11 protein-coding genes and 2 pseudogenes are annotated in these 15,887 nt (G+C 59.3%); 2 read left to right on the plus strand and 11 right to left on the minus strand.

Going from position 1 to position 15,887, the window contains the following annotated elements; all coding sequences use genetic code 11:
* Positions 1–15 precede the first annotated feature (15 nt).
* From BEN49_RS24945 to BEN49_RS29985, 4 genes and pseudogenes are all read right to left on the minus strand, one after another.
* Positions 16–567: a WcaF family extracellular polysaccharide biosynthesis acetyltransferase gene (locus BEN49_RS24945; protein ID WP_070747793.1), complete on the minus strand. Its 552-nt coding sequence runs from the start codon at positions 565–567 to the stop codon at positions 16–18.
* Positions 568–597: 30 nt separating this feature from the next.
* Positions 598–1,068, minus strand: coding sequence for a VanZ family protein (locus tag BEN49_RS24950; RefSeq protein WP_125917242.1), 471 nt, complete (start codon positions 1,066–1,068; stop codon positions 598–600).
* A gap of 45 nt (positions 1,069–1,113) precedes the next feature.
* Positions 1,114–1,455: a glycosyltransferase gene (locus BEN49_RS29980; protein WP_239692104.1), complete on the minus strand. Its 342-nt coding sequence runs from the start codon at positions 1,453–1,455 to the stop codon at positions 1,114–1,116.
* Between the two features lie 370 nt (positions 1,456–1,825).
* Positions 1,826–2,275 (minus strand): annotated as a pseudogene (locus tag BEN49_RS29985) (glycosyltransferase); the annotation flags it as partial.
* A gap of 935 nt (positions 2,276–3,210) precedes the next feature.
* On the opposite strand from BEN49_RS29985, the pseudogene BEN49_RS31245 reads away from it, so the two are divergent.
* Positions 3,211–4,047: pseudogene (locus tag BEN49_RS31245) on the plus strand (transposase family protein).
* 254 nt (positions 4,048–4,301) lie between these two features.
* Here the strand turns inward: BEN49_RS31245 and BEN49_RS24965 are convergent.
* The 3 genes from BEN49_RS24965 to BEN49_RS31115 all read right to left on the minus strand — a co-directional run bounded on the left by BEN49_RS24965 (position 4,302) and on the right by BEN49_RS31115 (position 7,055).
* Positions 4,302–4,976: an exopolysaccharide biosynthesis polyprenyl glycosylphosphotransferase gene (locus BEN49_RS24965; RefSeq protein ID WP_083326473.1), complete on the minus strand. Its 675-nt coding sequence runs from the start codon at positions 4,974–4,976 to the stop codon at positions 4,302–4,304.
* Between the two features lie 1,381 nt (positions 4,977–6,357).
* Complete coding sequence (locus tag BEN49_RS24970; protein WP_070747804.1) at positions 6,358–6,648, minus strand: hypothetical protein; 291 nt, start codon at positions 6,646–6,648, stop codon at positions 6,358–6,360.
* A 206-nt stretch (positions 6,649–6,854) separates the two neighbouring features.
* Entirely contained in the window at positions 6,855–7,055 is a 201-nt protein-coding gene (locus BEN49_RS31115) for a transposase (protein WP_083326474.1), read from the minus strand.
* Positions 7,056–8,258: 1,203 nt separating this feature from the next.
* Between BEN49_RS31115 and BEN49_RS24975 the strand changes: the two genes are divergently transcribed.
* Positions 8,259–11,576 (plus strand): Ig-like domain-containing protein, encoded by a 3,318-nt coding sequence (locus BEN49_RS24975; RefSeq protein ID WP_070747807.1) that lies wholly within the window; start codon positions 8,259–8,261, stop codon positions 11,574–11,576.
* A 143-nt stretch (positions 11,577–11,719) separates the two neighbouring features.
* Here BEN49_RS24975 and BEN49_RS24980 read toward each other — a convergent pair whose 3' ends face one another.
* The 4 genes from BEN49_RS24980 to BEN49_RS27400 all read right to left on the minus strand — a co-directional run bounded on the left by BEN49_RS24980 (position 11,720) and on the right by BEN49_RS27400 (position 15,879).
* Entirely contained in the window at positions 11,720–13,054 is a 1,335-nt protein-coding gene (locus BEN49_RS24980) for a family 1 glycosylhydrolase (RefSeq protein ID WP_070747810.1), read from the minus strand.
* 95 nt (positions 13,055–13,149) lie between these two features.
* Positions 13,150–14,841 carry a GMC family oxidoreductase gene (locus tag BEN49_RS24985; RefSeq protein WP_083326475.1) on the minus strand — a complete coding sequence of 564 codons (1,692 nt, stop codon included), beginning with the start codon at positions 14,839–14,841 and terminating at the stop codon, positions 13,150–13,152.
* 95 nt (positions 14,842–14,936) lie between these two features.
* Positions 14,937–15,542, minus strand: coding sequence for a gluconate 2-dehydrogenase subunit 3 family protein (locus tag BEN49_RS24990; RefSeq protein WP_070747813.1), 606 nt, complete (start codon positions 15,540–15,542; stop codon positions 14,937–14,939).
* Positions 15,543–15,732: 190 nt separating this feature from the next.
* The gene (locus BEN49_RS27400) at positions 15,733–15,879 is read right to left on the minus strand and encodes an MFS transporter small subunit (protein ID WP_125917243.1); all 147 of its coding nucleotides are present in this window, start codon (positions 15,877–15,879) and stop codon (positions 15,733–15,735) included.
* Positions 15,880–15,887: the final 8 nt, after the last annotated feature.

Raw genomic sequence — 15,887 nt, forward strand, 5'->3', positions numbered from 1 at the left:
AAAGGCAAAATTACCTCAGGCCGGCTGCATCCGCCGCTCGCGCACAAAAACGGCGGGGTTGCCGGCGTAGATGCCCCAGGCCTCCAGCGGCTTGGTGGCCACCGAGCCCACCGTGAGGATGGCGTGCGCGCCGCACACCACGCCGGGGCACACCACCGATTGGGCCCCCACCCACACGCCGTCCTCCAGCCGGATTTCCCCCAGCCGGTACGGGAAGCTGGGCACCGTGTAGTCGTGGTTGCCGGTGAGCAGCAGGGCCCCCTGCGACACGCTCACGTGGCTGCCGATGGCCACGTCGGCCAGGTTATCGATCCACACCGACTCGCCCAGCCAGCAGTGGTCGCCGATGGTGAGCCGCCAGGGGTTTTTGATGCGCACCTTGGGCTTGATGACCAGCCCCACGCCCACCCGGGCCCCAAACAGGCGCAACAGCCAGGTTTTGAAGCCGTAGGGCCACGGAAAGGCACTGGCAAACACGTAGTAGTTCACGAAGTACCACACCAGCACCTTGAGCCGGGGCCCCGCGCGGTAGTCGCCCGGGTCAAATTTGGAAAGGTCAGTTGTCATATTAATAAATTGCCAAGGCAAGTCCGGACGCTATTTCTGCAACAGCAGGCGGTAAATTTTGCGAAATAATACTTCCCAGAGAATAATGCCCACCAGGGCCCCCGTGCTGTTCAGAATAACGTCGTCGATGTCGGGAATCCCAATCTCCAGCACGTACTGCGCGCACTCGATGAGCACGCTCGCCCCCACGCCAATGGCCAGCAGCCAGCGCCACCGCCGAAAGCCCGTGGCAGCGGCTACCAGGGGCCCCAGGGGTACAAACAGGGCAATGTTGCCAAAAATATTGCTCCAGTAATTCCACTGGCCGATTTGCGAAACATACCGGTAGTCGCGCATGGTGTTTGCCAGCGGCATCAAGTTCACCAAATGCGGCGACCATACGATGTTTTGGCGGCGGCGTGCGAAGAACACGATGTACACGGCGGCGCTGATGTAAATGACCAGGGCCAGCCAGGTGAGCAATTTAATTAGGGGCCTGGTGGTGCGCGAAGTGGCTTGCATGAAAACGGGTTGGTGCAGTGAAATGAGCAGCAAAATGGCGCTGCTCTAAGCCTGCAATGCAGCCAATAACCGGTCGGTGGCGGGGCCAACGGCAAAATAACGCTCGAAGCTGGCGCGGGCCCGCTGGCTCATGGCCTCCTGCTCTTCGGGCGGCAGCTGCGCCCAGCGCGCCAGCAGGCTGCGGGTCCCAGCGGGCGTGTCGTCTGCTACAAACCCGGCCCCCGCGGCCTCAATTTCACGCCAGATATTAATCTGGTTGGAAATAAGCACGGGTTTGCCGCAGGCCAAGGCTTCCACCACGGCAATGCCGAAGTTTTCCTGGTGGCTGGGCAGCACGAAGGCCGCCGCTCCGTAAAACGCGCCCCACTTGGCCGCGCCGGTCAGCATGCCCGGAAACGCCACCGCGCCGCCGGGGCCCCGCGGCCAGGCTGCGCACGGCCTGGCCGTAGGCGGTGTCGAGGCCGGGGCCCGCCACTACGAGCGGCGGCCCGCCGGGGCCCGCCGCGCCTTCCACGTAGGCATTCACGAGCAAGTCAATCCCCTTTTTCTCATGTATACGACTGATAAACAGCAGATAAGGTTGTTCAGCCGCGGCCGGCAAGGCTTCGGCTAGGGCAGTGCGCATGGCGGGAGCAAAGGCCGGCGGCTCTTCCACTCCCAGGCCCACCACCAGCTCGCGCTGGGGCCGGTAGGGCCGGAACGGCTCGCGGGCCAGCCGGCATTCTTCCTCGCACGTAAAAAGCACGCCCGTGGCCTCGTTAATTACGGCGCCCTCCAATAGCTTCCAGTACAGCCAGTTGCGCGCGGCCTTGAGCCGTCGCCCCGGGGCCCGTTGGAAGTACGGGTCGAGCATGCCATGCGGCATCACATACAAACGCGTCTTGCTATTGCCCCGGCGGAGCCAGGCTTTGCAGGCCGCGTAGCTGGTGGATAGCCACAAACCATGCACAATGATGGCGTCAAACCGGCTGATGTTGGCGTCCAGCCAAGGCATAAGGCGCGGGCTGTAGGCCCAGGGCCCCTTCCCCGGCCCCAGCGCGTGCAGGGTAAAGGACGCTGCGGCTACGTAGGCCGCTGCGGGGTCATCAAGGCTCGCTACTTCGCTGTGTACCCCGCGGCTGTCCAAGCCCACAATCATGGTGCGTACAGCCTGGCACACCCCGCCCGCTTGCGGGTCCATGCTGGCGGTAACGTGTAATATATTCATGAGTAATAAAATAGGGCAGGTTTAGGTCAAATCATGAATAATGATGCCCAAATAATAGTATTAATTAAATGCGTTTGCCTCTCAAATCTATTAATTAAAATAGTAATTATTTAAAGCAAATAATTAGGCAGCAATGCCTTTCCAAGTCTCAAAATGGCTTCGCAAAAAGCCATTCAAGTAAGAAGCTAGGAAGGCCGGTTGAGCAAAAAAGCTGTTTGGAAAGACAAAATAACGCCATATCGGGCACAAACGAAGCGCATGGCCTGGGCCCCCACACAACTCGCCCCCGGCAGAGCCTCCCGCGGTGTGCAACCAAAACAGGCCATCCCGGGGCATTCCAAGGGGTTCTTGGGCCTGTTCAATGTCAGTTAGCGTTTTAGAATTAATCGCTAAAATGAGGCATCAAAATGTGACTACTGCTGCAATTGAGCCAAAAGTGAACGGTAGAGAATAAAAAATCAGGCTTCGCATCTTTTTAACTCCCCGAATTAATTTAAATAATCTCTGTTCAACGGGCACCAGGCCCCTGGCGCTGCATCGCTACCCGTTGGAGGAGGAGCTTCCCTAGCCACCGGTTGCCGGCGCAACAGGCGGCTTGTCAACATCAACAGCAGCAGAATTGCAGATCGCAGCGCGGCCCTTTTTTAAGACCTAGGTGCCGGCTGCGGCAGGGCCCCCATCCACCGCAAAGGCACAGGGGTAACCCGTGTTAGTGATTAGAGCGAGGCATTCCGGCCACTGGGCGCGGCGTGTGTCGGTGGCCTGCGTGGTGTACTGTACCCGAATGAAGTGCTCGGCCCGGCTCGGCAAAGTGCGCGCCATTGATGCATCGCGGGTAGCAAACCCAAGTTGCGGACTACAGCGGGCATGAAAAAGTCTGTTCGGCAAGAACAGGCTATGTTTGAAGTATTCGGCCCCTTCAACTCCTGCCACCCATGCGTCAACAGACCATTGCAATGTACTGCTTCCTCGATGGTTTGCTTACCCTGACCCGCCCAAGGTGGGCGCGTCCGGCCGACCCGTGCTGCCGGCTGAGCGACGCGCAGGTGCTGACCACAGCGCTGGTAGCCGCCCGCTTTTTCGGCGGTAACCTGGTGGTAGCCAAGCACTACATGGAGCAACACTGGGGCCAGAACCGGCTGGATAAGAGCGGCTTTACCCGTCGCTTGCATGCGCTTACCGACACGCTCCTTTCCCTTTTCGCCACCTTCGGCGCCTTGCTCAAGGACGTGCACCTGGAAGCCCGCTACGTGCTCGACTCCTTTCCCGGTGGCCGCCTGTCATAACACGCGTATCCCGCGCTGCAAGCTGCTGACCGGCAAGGCCTACCATGGCCGCTGCGCCCGTAAGCGCAGCGGGTTGTACGGCCGGAAGGCCCAGGTCGTGGCCACCAGTGACGGGACGCCCGTCGAGTTTCCCCCCCCATGCCGGAGCGAAGTCGGAGCAAACCGGTCAGCGTGGCCTGCCGCTGGACCTCCCCCCGGGCAGTGTGCGCTATACGGATGCCGGCGACACGGACTACGTGGCGGAAGACTTGTTTAACGAGGCCAGCGGTGGCCAGCAGCAAACGGCCCGCCGCAAAAACAGTAAACGACCGCATCAGCCAACGCAAGTCTTTTTGCTTCAGTATTTCCGCAAAGGCATTGAAACGTGCTTTAGTCAGCTCAGGGGCCCGTTTTCCCAAGCGGATTCATGCCGTAACGGCCGCGGGGGTTGCCCTGAAAATCGCCCTCTTCATTTTTGCCCACACTTTACACCAAGCCGGCTTATAGCCCGCAACTTGGGTTTGCTAGATAAAACGAGGCGCTGGCCTCGCCCCAGCCGTCGCGTTGCCGGGGTGAGGCCAGCGCCAACTGGGGCGAGGCCTTGCATTAGATACGCTGCGGCCTTCCGTGAGCCTCTGTGATAGGCAATTGCAACCGCAACCAGTGTTTATAAAAGTATTGCTCCGTGCCCTGCACAGCAGCTGTATACACTAACTCTTGCTTCTGCTCAACAGACGCAGGATAAAGAGCAGTGCAGTGTATTAGAAAGCGTTGTCGTGGCCCTTAACAGCTTGCAAAACGGTCATTACCACAATTTTCAAATCGAGCAAAAGTGACCAGTTTTTGATGTACCAGATATCTACTTTTACCCGTTTGGCCATCGCAATTACTTCCTTTGTTTCCCCGCGGAAACCACGCACCTGTGCCAAGCCCGTGATGCCCGGTGTGACAGTGTGGCGTTGCATGAAGTTGTTGACTACCTGTGCGTACTCTTCCGTGTGCTTGAGCATGTGAGGCCGGGGCCCCACGATAGACATTTCGCCCAGCAAAACATTCAGGAATTGAGGCAGTTCATCAATGTTCGTTTTGCGAATGATGGCTCCCACGCGGGTAATGCGGGCATCGCCCCGGCTGGCTTGCTTCTGGTTTGCCTCGGCATTCACGTGCATGCTCCTGAACTTGAAGCAGTAGAAAGGCTTGTTGTCCTTGCCGGTGCGCAGCTGCTTGAAGAACACGGGCCCTTTCGACTCCATCCGGATGATTAGCGCCACCAAAGGAATGAGCCAGCTAAGCAACAGCAATGCTACTAGTGAGGCAAATAAGATATCGAATACTCTTTTAGCCGAGAAGGGACTCGCCTGTTGGAAGGTGCTGCGTTGCACATTCTGGGCTCCAGCAGCATAATCATTTGCGGTAATTGGAAAATTGTATTCCATGGGTTAATTTATTTGTGTAAACCTATGATTGTTAAATTGTTGTCTATAGCTATTGGTCGGAAGCGTATTTGTAAATAGTGCGTGTGCTTAAAAAAGCGGTAGGTAGTGTTTGTCGAATTGCCATGTGAAGCCGTGCTACAAGTTTGGCTGTAACTTCTTATGTTATTATATTTTTCTTATTCAAACTATGATTAATGCAATTGTTCTTCTGCGCCGAGACATATCCGATGCCTTAGCGCCTATAACAAATATAGTGTATGCTAGTCTTATGCCAAGTAAATAATGTATTATCCCTGTTTGTTGATAAAATGGTTGTTAGAATAGCCATACTGAAAATAGGACTTCAGTAGGTAGGGATAGACAACGGACGAGCTGTGCCTGCACTTGATTTCGATGGATATGAAGGATTGGAGCAGATTGCTAAAATTGATAAATAACTGATTACAAAATATATAGATTGAATCATCGGTTCGGGTATTGCTTCATGCTAACGATTGCGATAATCGTTAGCATGTTTTTATCAATGAATGATTTTGGCAAGGAATATTTGCTGTTATCCAATGCATGTTGTCCAAATCCAGGATTTGATAAATAAGACATTTTAATTTTTACTTTATAAAGTGATACATCATAATCTGGTAATTTTACAGAACTAATACGATTTATCATATCACTTTAGAAAGGAGGCCCGATTTGGGCTTCTTCTATCCGGTGCTGTGCTGTTGTTGCGGAGCATGAATTAATCCAGCTTTTTACGAATCGTTAGCCGTTCATAAATCAGAATTATTACTAATTATAATTATTGCAAAACCAGAAATGTAAGCTAGCACGCATGCATATACACATACCTGTAGAGATGGTAAATGCTAGGCTTTGTCGCTAACATCAGGGTCAAAAGCGGCACTAATACAGTCTGGTTGCTATCTGTGCTGTTTTTGGCCAAGGTGCATTAGTCACCATGCTTGCGAACACACAATGCTGCGCGCATATCTGGTAGCAACCAGGTTGGGAGGGAGGTATTTCCGTTTGCACCAGCGGTTCCTGCTGTGTATTGTAGTGTTAGCCGCCCCAATCTGAGTAACCGGGATCTGCTCCGCACGGCCGCGCTATCTCGCAATTGAATGATGCGCCCCGTGAGAGTGCTGCTTACCCCCTGGCTGGACGGTTTACTGGTTTTGAGAGCACAGCTGGTGCTTTCTAAAACGCCACGAACTAAGAAGCTACGCACTAAGAGGGAGTAGGATAAATTAATTGCTGTGTTTAGGCGGCGGCCCATTGGCCAGTCGTCGGAGCATCAGGTGACAAAAACAGGCTTTTATAACTGCTCCACTCGCACGCGGATTGGTTTCATCGTCGCGGCCCGCCACGCGGCGGTACGTACTCAGCCAGCCGCAGGGGCGTTCCACGGCCCAGCGCCGGGGCAGTACCGGGGCAGCACCGCGGATCCCTTGGCGCCGGCCGGGGCCCGGATGCCCTCCACGCGCAGGCCCAGCGCGGCGGCAGCCGTGGCCGCCAGCGGTCCCCGGTAGCGGGCGTCGGCCCAACGCAGCTGCAACTGCGGGGCGCTGGCCCTGGCCGCGGCCAGCACCGGGGCCGCGCCCACAGGGTTTTGCACGCCAGCTGCCTGCACGAGCACGGCGAGCGGCAGGCCTTGGGCATCAACGGGAATCAACGGCGCTAGGGCGCTAGGGCGCTTACGGACAGCTACTTGCTTGCCGGCGTCGCAGCCGTGACAGCCCCCCGTTTACCGCCTGTGCGCACGGACTGCGAGTCGATGGCACCCGCCCTCGGTTCGGCCTCCCGGGTGAGTCGGCGCAGCTGCTGACGCCGCCCCGTGAGCAGGTGGTCCCAGGTGCCGTCCGCGCGCCAGGCCGCGAATTATTTGCAGACCGTGCGCCAGGGGGCTACACGGGGCAGCAGATGCCAGGCGCTGCCGGCCCGCAACTGGCAGAAAACAGCGTTGAGTAACGCCCGTTTACTAAGCAGTGGGGGCCGACCTGGACCGCTAGTGCGCACACAAGGCTCAACCAGTTGCCATTGGGCATCCGTTAAATCGGTCGCACAAGCAGCGCGAAACATAGACCAGATTTACACAACGCTTTTATTTCCCTACTCCCTCTAAGAAGCTACGCACTAAGAAACTACGTGCTCTTTTGATGTGCTCCTGTTGTGCTCATAACTATTTGTATGTCTGGTTTAATGCGCCGTGCTTGCGCTAACCGCGCCGCTACTCGCTCAGCATGGATTGAAGGTGCAAGCAACTGGTTAGGCAGGTCAGATAATGGTTGAATAACTGCCGCCCACCGGACAGGTTTTTTGCTGCCGTGATAAGGGAGGAAATGCGCGCTCTGGCTCCGCTTTCGCCTAGCCACCTGGGCATGAATTAAGATTTTTTTTAGAACACTCAGTCAGGATTTGCGCTGAAACAGATGCTCCGTGCTTTGGCCGCCCTGAGTATCCAGTTTTGACAGTAGCCTAGATGCCTAATATGAATGAGAAATACCAAAATTATTATTTAAAAATTTCAAGATTATTGGCTTTAAACTATGTTTTTTCTCATAAAAAATTGTTTGAGTATATGTGGAATCGTATATTCGTTCTGCGAAATACCCCTTGTCGAATCTGAAAGTAGTCGAGCTGATATAAGCTCGAGATTAGTTTTAAATTTTGGCAATAGGATAATTATAGGAGGTGGATTTTTGGCGATGTAGACCACTGTTAATCACTAAGCCAAATAGCATCGATATCAAGAAAACGCTACTTACTAATTCCTGAAAAATTGATAAGGGCGAAATATATATTTATTCTCATACAAATGCAGGAATTAAAAGGGCGCTTATAACTGCTGCCATAGTACTGTAATGGCAGATGCTGCGGGCGGGAGTATTTAAAACAAGAGGGACAGCCGCAATCTCAATGGCTGAATAATTGTATGACTTATCTATGTAAAGTCTTGTTTTTCAAGATGTTGCATCAATCTATTGCGGGAAGGTGGTATCAGTGCATTTTACGGCATGCTTGGCCAAGCACAGATTGAAAAATTTGGGGCATTTGCTTAATAGGGAAGAAGGAAATAATTGAAGAATACAGATTGAAGAATACAGAGAGAAATAAACTACATAGAACGCTATCTGCGTAAAATAATATGAAATACAAGCTTTACCGGAGTAATGAGTGGTTTTGGAAGGTCGTATTTGCGAGCTTCTTTTTTGGGATGAACCTGCCAGTTGATGCACTGGCGCAGGGCGCGCCGGTTTATCGGCTCAACGCCGGGGCCCCCAGGTGACGAATTCCATTGGGACTTTTGCGGCGGACAAATCCTTTGCCGGGGGCACGCCTAATACGGGGAACGGGGCCATCGCCGGCACGGCCAACGGGGCGATGTACCAGAGCGAGCGGGCGGGCGGGTCGTTCGGCTACGCTTTGCCGGTGAGCAACGGCAAGTACACGGTGGTGCTGCACTTCGCCGAGACGTACTGGACGGCGGCGGGGCAGCGGGTGTTCGACGTGGCGGCGGAGGGCACCAAGGTGCTCACGCGCTACGACATTGTGAAGAAGGTGGGGCCCCTGACGGCGACGAGCGAGTCGTTCGCCGTGACGGTTTCGGACAACGTGCTGAACCTGGACTTCTCGGCCCTGTTCAGCGCCGGGGGCGTGGACCAGGCCAAGGTGTCGGCCATTGAGGTGCTGCCCGGCACGGCCTGCCCGGGCACGGCGGCACCCACGGTTGCAGGGCCCCTTGCGTATTGCACCGGCGCCACCGCCCCGGCACTTAGTGCCAGCGTAACGGTGGCTGCGGGAGCCACGCTGGTTCTCTATAACGCGGCCACTGGCGGCACGGCATTGGCGGCTAATTTCGCTCCGCCCACCACGGCCGTGGGCAGCATAACCTACTACGCGGCCCAGGTAGCTGGCGGCTGCGAAAGTGCCCGGGTGGCCATTGTAGTCAACGTAACGAACGGGCCTGCGGTGCCCAGCGTGACGAGCCCCCTGGCCTATTGCCTGGGTACGCCGGCTGCCTTGTTAAGCACCAGCGTGACGCTGGCCACCGGGGCCACGCTGCGCCTCTACGCCAGCGCCACGAGCACGGAGGCGCTGGCTGATTTCCGGCCCGCGACCACTACCATCGGCAGCACGACGTACTACGCGGCGCAGCTGCTCAATGGCTGCGAAAGCGGCCGGGCCCCTATTGCCGTCAACGTGACTGATGGGCCGGCCGCACCCGTAACGGTGAGCTCCGTGGGGTACTGCATCGGCGACCAAGCCGCCCTGCTGAGCAAGGGCGTGACCCTGGCCCCTGGGGCCACGCTGCGGCTGTATGCCGCCGCCACCGGCGGGGCCATACTGGCTGATTTTATTCCGACCACTACGGCGGCGGGAACTACTACCTACTATGCCACGCAAGTAGTGGGAACGTGCGAGAGCGCCCGCACTGCCCTTACCGTGGCCGTGAGCAGTGGCCCGGCCACGCCCGGCGTGGTGAGCCCGCTCACGTATTGCCAGGGCGCCGCCGCCGGCCTGCTCAGCGCCAGTGTGGCCCTGGCTCCTGGCAGTGCCATTCGCGTGTATGCCGCTGCCAGCGGCGGCACGGCCCTGGCCGACTTCAGCCCTTCGACGACTGCCTTGGGCAGCACTACTTACTATGTGGCGCAGGTAACGGGCAGCTGCGAGAGCGGCCGGGCCCCCATTATGGTCACTGTTGTAGAAGGCACGGCGCGGCCAGTTGTTGCTACGCCAGTAGCCTATTGCGTGGGCACGGCCTCGGCACTGCTGAGTGCGAGCGTGACGCTAGCTGACGGCGCGGCGCTACGCCTCTACGCCAGCGCCACGAGCACCGTGGCCCTGTCGGACTTCCGTCCTTCGACCACTACCATCGGCAGCACGACGTACTACGCGGCGCAACTGCTGAACGGCTGTGAGAGCGGCCGGGCCCCTATTGCCGTCAACGTGACCGATGGGCCGGCCGCACCCGTTGTGCGGAGCCCAGTGGCCTACTGCATAGGGACCCAATCAGCCCTGCTGAGCGCCAACGTGACGCTGGCCGATGGCGCCACGTTGCGCCTGTACGCCAGCGCCACGAGCACGGCAGCTTTGGCTGACTTTGCGCCTTCGACGACGAGCATTGGCAGCACGACATACTACGCGGCGCAACTGCTGAACGGCTGTGAGAGCGGCCGGGCCTCCATCGTGGTCAATGTGACGAACGGACCGGCGGTGCCCGCCGTGGTGGGTTCGCTTACCTACTGCCAGGGCACGGCGGCGGCGCTGCTCAGCAGCGGTGTTACGCTGATCGATGGGGCCACGCTGCGCCTCTACGCCAGCGCCACGAGCACGGAGGCGCTAGCTGATTTCCGGCCCGCGACCACTACCATCGGCAGCACGACGTACTACGCGGCGCAACTGCTCAACGGCTGCGAGAGCGGCCGGGCCCCCATCGTGGTCAACGTGATGTCGGAGCTCAAGGCCCCGGCCCTGGTGCCACCGCCCGGCATCAACCCCACCAGCATTGCAGCCTGGGGCGACTCGTTTACCGAAGCCAACTACAGCCTGTACCCGCAATTGCTGGCCCAGCTCACGGGAGGGACAGTATATAAAGGTGGCATTGGCGGCCAGACGTCGGTGCAGATAAAGGACCGGCTGGTGGCTGCCCCCGAAATGTACAAATGGCCGGTCATCATTTGGGCCGGACGTAACGACTCGAACGCACCCGCCCAGGTCAAGGCCAGCATTGCTACCATGGTGGCCACGATTGGCCACAACAACTACCTGATTATTAGCATCTGCAACGGTGCCGGCGAAGGCATCGGAACCTACGGGTATGGGCTGGTGAAGCCGTTGAACGACGACCTGGCGGCCATTTACGGCAACCATTACCTGGATGTGCGCGCCTTCCTGGTGGACCACTACGACCCGACCCAGCCTCAGGACGTTGCCGACCACGCCGCCGACGTGCCGCCCACTTCCCTGCGCCAAGATTTCTTGCACCCCAACCGCGCCGGTAGTACGCTAATTGCCAACTACATCTACGCCAATCTGAACCAGCTGATGGCCGCCAACTACTGCCAGAGCGCCACGGCCCGGCCCCTGAGCAGCGGCGTAGCCCTGGCCACGGGGGCCAGCCTGCGCGTGTACAGCAGCCCCACCGCCACCACGGCCACCCCCGACTTCGTGCCCTCAACGGCTACGTCGGGCAACACCACTTACTACGTATCGCAGGCTATGAGTGGCTGCGAAAGCCCGCGCACTCCCCTCACGGTGAGCGTGGTCAATTGCAGTGGCGACGTGGCCACGAGAGTGGCCAACAGCCAGAAGGCACTGGCGCAGCCAGCCCCGGCCGCCCAGCCGCAGTTCGAGGTGTACCCCAATCCTTTTGCGGACGTGGCCAACGTCGATTTCGCGCTGGCTACCACACAGTCGTATACCCTCGAGCTGTACGATGCCAAGGGAATGCTGATTCAGCATATTGCCGCGGGCACGGCCGAGGCCGGTACCAAGTACCACTACCAGGTGAGTGGCCGCGACCTGGCAGAAGGTATCTACCTGGTGCGGCTGGTGGCCGGCAAGAACAGCAAAATATTCAAGCTCACCATGGCCAGGTAAGCTCCTGTTATATTGCTTAAAAAGTAAGGGCCCCGCCCGCCAACTGGCGGACGGGGCCCTTACTTTTTAAGGTGCAAAGCGACTTTTGCTACCGACCGGCGGCGGCCAGCCCAGGGCCCCTGGGGGCTCCCAGGGCCCTACACCTACACCTCCACCTTGAGCGTGGCGGGCCGCTCGGTCACTTCGAACAGCTCGCCGTGGGGCACGATGGTGATTTGGCCGTACTCCTGGAGAAGCATTTTGTAGGCATCGGCCACGGGGCGGGGCTTGCGGTCGAGGTCGAACAGGCCGCAGGCGTTCACGGTGCCGGTTTTGGTGGCCATGCCCTTATCCCAGTCGATCTGGTCGATGAGCGAGTACCACGTGAAGCCCAGTACCGGTACCCCTTCCTTGCGCATGCGCAGGATGTTGACCCACTGCTTCCAAAGCCACGTGGGGCCCTCGTTGGCATCGAACACGTTGGTTTCGGTGTGCATCACCGGCTTCTTGTAGCGCAGGTAGTAGTCGCGGGTGATGTTGTACCAGCCCAGCACGTCCATGCTGACGACCGTTTCGCCGTTGGGCAGCATGATTTTCTCATTGCGGCCGTAGTAGTCGTTGCCCATGATCTGGTACCCGGGGGGCTCGCCGGCCATAAACCAGTCGTACTCGCGGCGGGTCAGGCCATTGTCGTACAAGTAGTTCAGTACCTCGCCCTCGGGGTGGTGGGCGTACAGCAAATCGAGCGAGGTGAAGCGCAGCAGGTTTTCCAGCTGCACGGCCGGCGTGTGCTCAGCCCGCAATTCGTGCGTGAATTCGGCCGACTCGCTCTGCACAATTATGCAGTCGGAGCGGTGCTTGGCAATCTGTTGGTTGCCCATGATGCTGGCTGCCACGCAGTGCTTCAGGGCCGTCACGAAGGCCTTGTCCGACTTCAGCTGCTCGTTCCAGATGCCGTCCTTGGCGCTCATTTTAGCCGTCACGTAAATCTCGTTTACGGGCGTGTAGTAGCGCACCCACGGGTAGCGCTTGGCCACCTGCTCGCAGTAATCGGCGAAGTGCACCACCAGCTCGGGATTCTGGAAATTACCCAGCCAATCGGGCAAGCCGAAGTGCATCAGATCCAGGATGGGCGTGATTTCCAGGCGCTGCATCTCGGCCATGGCCAAGTCGGCAAACTCCCAGTCGTACTTGCCAGGGCCCTGCTGGATTTGGTAGTACGGCAATCCGTAACGCAATACCTTGAGGCCCATCTCCTTCACCAGGCCAAGGTCCTCCTTGTAGCGGTTGTAGTGGTCGCACTCGGCCAGCATGTCGCGGCGGGTTTTGCCGTTGTCGATGGTCGGGTAGCTGCACTCAATGCCGGTGGCAAACATGAAGTTGTTGGGCAAGCCCGTGGGCAGGCCGTTGCCGTTGTGGCCCCGGGCCCCGCCGAACTGGTCGCCCTCGTAGTCGCCGCTGCCATATCGGCCTTTTATCTCGGTGAGAAAGGATTTCATCAGATTTAATTGTCAGTTGCTCGTTGTCAGTTGGTTGGTTCGTTGAATAGCTCAGCTGTGCCTAACAACCAACAACGGGCAACCAACAACTAAAATCAGGCATCGCGCCGCTGCTCGCGCTCCAGGAACTTATCGGCGGTGCGCAGGCTCAGGGCCATGATGGTCAGGGCCGGGTTCACGCTCAGGGCGCTTGGGAACGTGGAGTTGTCGGAGATGTAGAGGTTGGGCACGTCGAAAGCGCGGCCGTCGCGGTCTACCACGGCGTCGTCGCCGCTCAGGCCCATGCGGGCCGTGCCGATGACGTGCGCGTAGCGCCCGAACGACCAGATATCGGTGGCCCCGGCGGCTTCCCAGATGTTGCGCATGATGCGCTCGGCGTGGGCGTTCATGCGGTGCTCGTTTTCCTGGGCTGTGAAGTGCAGGCGCGGCTTGGGCAGCTGGCGGGCGTCTAGCTCGTCGCTGAGCTCCAGGTAGTTGCTGGCGTGGGGCATGCAATCACCTAATATGTTGATGCCGGCAATGTGGTTGAAGTTGCGCATGTAGTCGCGCAGGGGCTGGCCCCACAGCTTGCGGCCCCGGGCCACCTGGCCCGAAAACGTAACGGGCATCACGCCGATGCTTTGCAGCAGGTAGCCGCCGGCAAAGTCGGCGTCCTGGGGCCGGTGGGTATCCTGCGAGATGAGGCCCCCGGGAATGCCTTTATTGGGGCGCACTTCATCAGCAAACGTGCCCCAGACCTGCACGCCGGGATGGGCCATCAGGTTGCGGCCCACCTGGCCGCTGGTGAGGGCCAGCTCGTTCATGAGCAGCAGGCGCGGGGTTTCGACCGAGCCGCCGCAGAGGAACAGGTTGCGGCAGGGCTGGCGGTGCTGCTGGCCGTTCTGGGTGTACACCACGGCCGTTATGAGGCCCTGGGCGTTGCGCTCAATCTCGGTCACGAAGCTGTTGGGCCGAATGTCGGCCCCGTACTTCACCGCCAGCGGAATGAACGTCACGTCCATGCTGGCCTTGGCGCCGTTCGAGCAGCCGGCCTGGCAAAAGCCGCGGTTGGTGCAGGCCTCGCGCCAGCCCACGCCCTCCTGGTAGTAGCGGGCCGACAGCGCCGCGTTGGGAGCCGGCGAGGTGCGAATACCGATTTTTTCGGCTCCGCGCACCATCAGTTGAGCGGCGCTATTGAGCGGCAGCGGGGCCAGGGCGTAGCCCTTGGGGCGGCTGGGGCCCCAGGGGTAGGGCGTGGGGCCCGATACGCCCAGAAACTGCTCTACCTCTTCGTAATAAGGGGCGAGGTCGTCGTAGGTCAGGGGCCAGTCGGCGCCCTTGTCGAAGTCGCGCTTGATGTGCAGGTCGTCGGGTAGGGGGCGGGGCGTGTAGGCCGTGTAGTGCAGCGTGGAGCCGCCCACGCCGGTGCCCGAGTTGTTCTTGCCCATGGCCAGCGGGTCGCCGCCGGCCGAAAGGCGCTCGTCGTTCCAAAACAGGAAGTCCTGGGCCCGCTCGTCGGTGGCAAAATCCTTCTCGGGGTTGTGCCAGGGGCCGGCTTCCAGGGCCACCACCTTCATGCCGGCCTGGGCGAGGCGGGCCAGTAATGGGGCCCCCCCGGCCCCGAGGCCAATAACCACGCAATCCACTTCCTCGAGCGGCGCGGTGGTGGGCTGGGCTTTCTCCTGCGGAATTTCCAAAGCGGGTGCGGTGGCGGGCGCATCGGCCATCAGCTCGCGCAACAGCGGGTCCTGAATTTCCGGCTGCACCGGGTTCAGCACGCCTTCTTCTAATACTTCTTCGTCGGGCATCGGGGGAATGAGTAAATGGGTGAATGGGGAAGTGACGCAAACGGCAGGGAAGAACTAAAGCGGGATTACCCCGAATCAGTCCGTCGCTCATTCACTCATTCGCCCATTGGTACTTCGCGGTCTTCCTTTTCGTTGAGGCCAATTTTCGTCCAGGCGGGCAGGTCGGCCATGCCCACGTAGCCAATTTCTTCCTGGGCCAGCGGGTGGGCGTAATAAATTTCGGTCAGCTCGGCCAGCATCTCCTCGAAGAAGCGGCTGGCATCCAGCGTCTGCCAGGTGGCACCGGGCGGGGTGCCATCGGCCACGGCCTGCATCACGCGCTGCTGCTGCTCGGCGCCGAGGGTGGGAAAGTCCTGCTGAAACAGGGCCTGCGCCGTTTCCTGGATGGCGCCCAGGCCCAGGCGGTACGTTTCGCGGTCGGGGGGCAGGGCATCGTAGCGCCAGCCGTCGGAGCGGCCTTCCAGCAGGCGCTCATCCACGGACGGGGCCAGGGGGATGGGGCGCTCGGGGCGGTCGGGCTGCGGAAACAGGCAGGCGGCCACGGCTTCCAGCAAAGCGAAGGCTTCGGGTGCCAAGAACTGCGGGGTGTAGTCGGCGGGCGCGTCGAGGCGCTGCTGCAAAGCGGCGCGGGTGGCGTCGGACACGTGCGCGGTAGGCAGCAGGGCGCGCACCGTGCCGGCCGGGTAGTGGGGGGTAGACATCAGGGGGTGGGGAGAGCGGGCGGTGAAACGGCAGGAACCAATAAGCTCAACGGCAGACGACCGCTGCTGGTTTCTGAAAGTCTTCAGAATTGACATTAAACCGCCGGGGCCCCAATCGGTTGGCGCCGGGGCCCAAAAAAAGCAGCCGGCGCGGGCCGGCTGCTTTTGGCGACGAAAAAAACGGGGGCGTTTATTTAAACAGCGCCAGCGCCTTGAGGAAAGTTTGCGAAACGCCCCAGGCGAGGGGCAGGCCCACGAAGAGCCAGGCCAGTACGGCCGAGCCGCCGTTAGAATCTTCGGCGGCGGCCGGCGCGTTGGAATTGGAGTTTGGGTTCATAATAGCTA

The organism is Hymenobacter coccineus, assembly GCF_001816125.1.
GTDB classification, from domain to species: Bacteria; Bacteroidota; Bacteroidia; order Cytophagales; family Hymenobacteraceae; genus Hymenobacter; species Hymenobacter coccineus.

Excerpts from the sequence above, each read along its gene's own strand:
- BEN49_RS24945 (WP_070747793.1), bottom strand. The coding sequence starts at position 567 with ATGACAACTGACCTTTCCAAATTTGACCCGGGCGACTACCGCGCGGGG.
- BEN49_RS24950 (WP_125917242.1), bottom strand. The coding sequence starts at position 1,068 with ATGCAAGCCACTTCGCGCACCACCAGGCCCCTAATTAAATTGCTCACC.
- BEN49_RS29980 (WP_239692104.1), bottom strand. The coding sequence starts at position 1,455 with ATGCTGACCGGCGCGGCCAAGTGGGGCGCGTTTTACGGAGCGGCGGCC.
- BEN49_RS24965 (WP_083326473.1), bottom strand. The coding sequence starts at position 4,976 with ATGGAATACAATTTTCCAATTACCGCAAATGATTATGCTGCTGGAGCC.
- BEN49_RS31115 (WP_083326474.1), bottom strand. The coding sequence starts at position 7,055 with ATGTTTCGCGCTGCTTGTGCGACCGATTTAACGGATGCCCAATGGCAA.
- BEN49_RS24980 (WP_070747810.1), bottom strand. The coding sequence starts at position 13,054 with ATGAAATCCTTTCTCACCGAGATAAAAGGCCGATATGGCAGCGGCGAC.
- BEN49_RS24985 (WP_083326475.1), bottom strand. The coding sequence starts at position 14,841 with ATGCCCGACGAAGAAGTATTAGAAGAAGGCGTGCTGAACCCGGTGCAG.
- BEN49_RS24990 (WP_070747813.1), bottom strand. The coding sequence starts at position 15,542 with ATGTCTACCCCCCACTACCCGGCCGGCACGGTGCGCGCCCTGCTGCCT.
- BEN49_RS27400 (WP_125917243.1), bottom strand. The coding sequence starts at position 15,879 with ATGAACCCAAACTCCAATTCCAACGCGCCGGCCGCCGCCGAAGATTCT.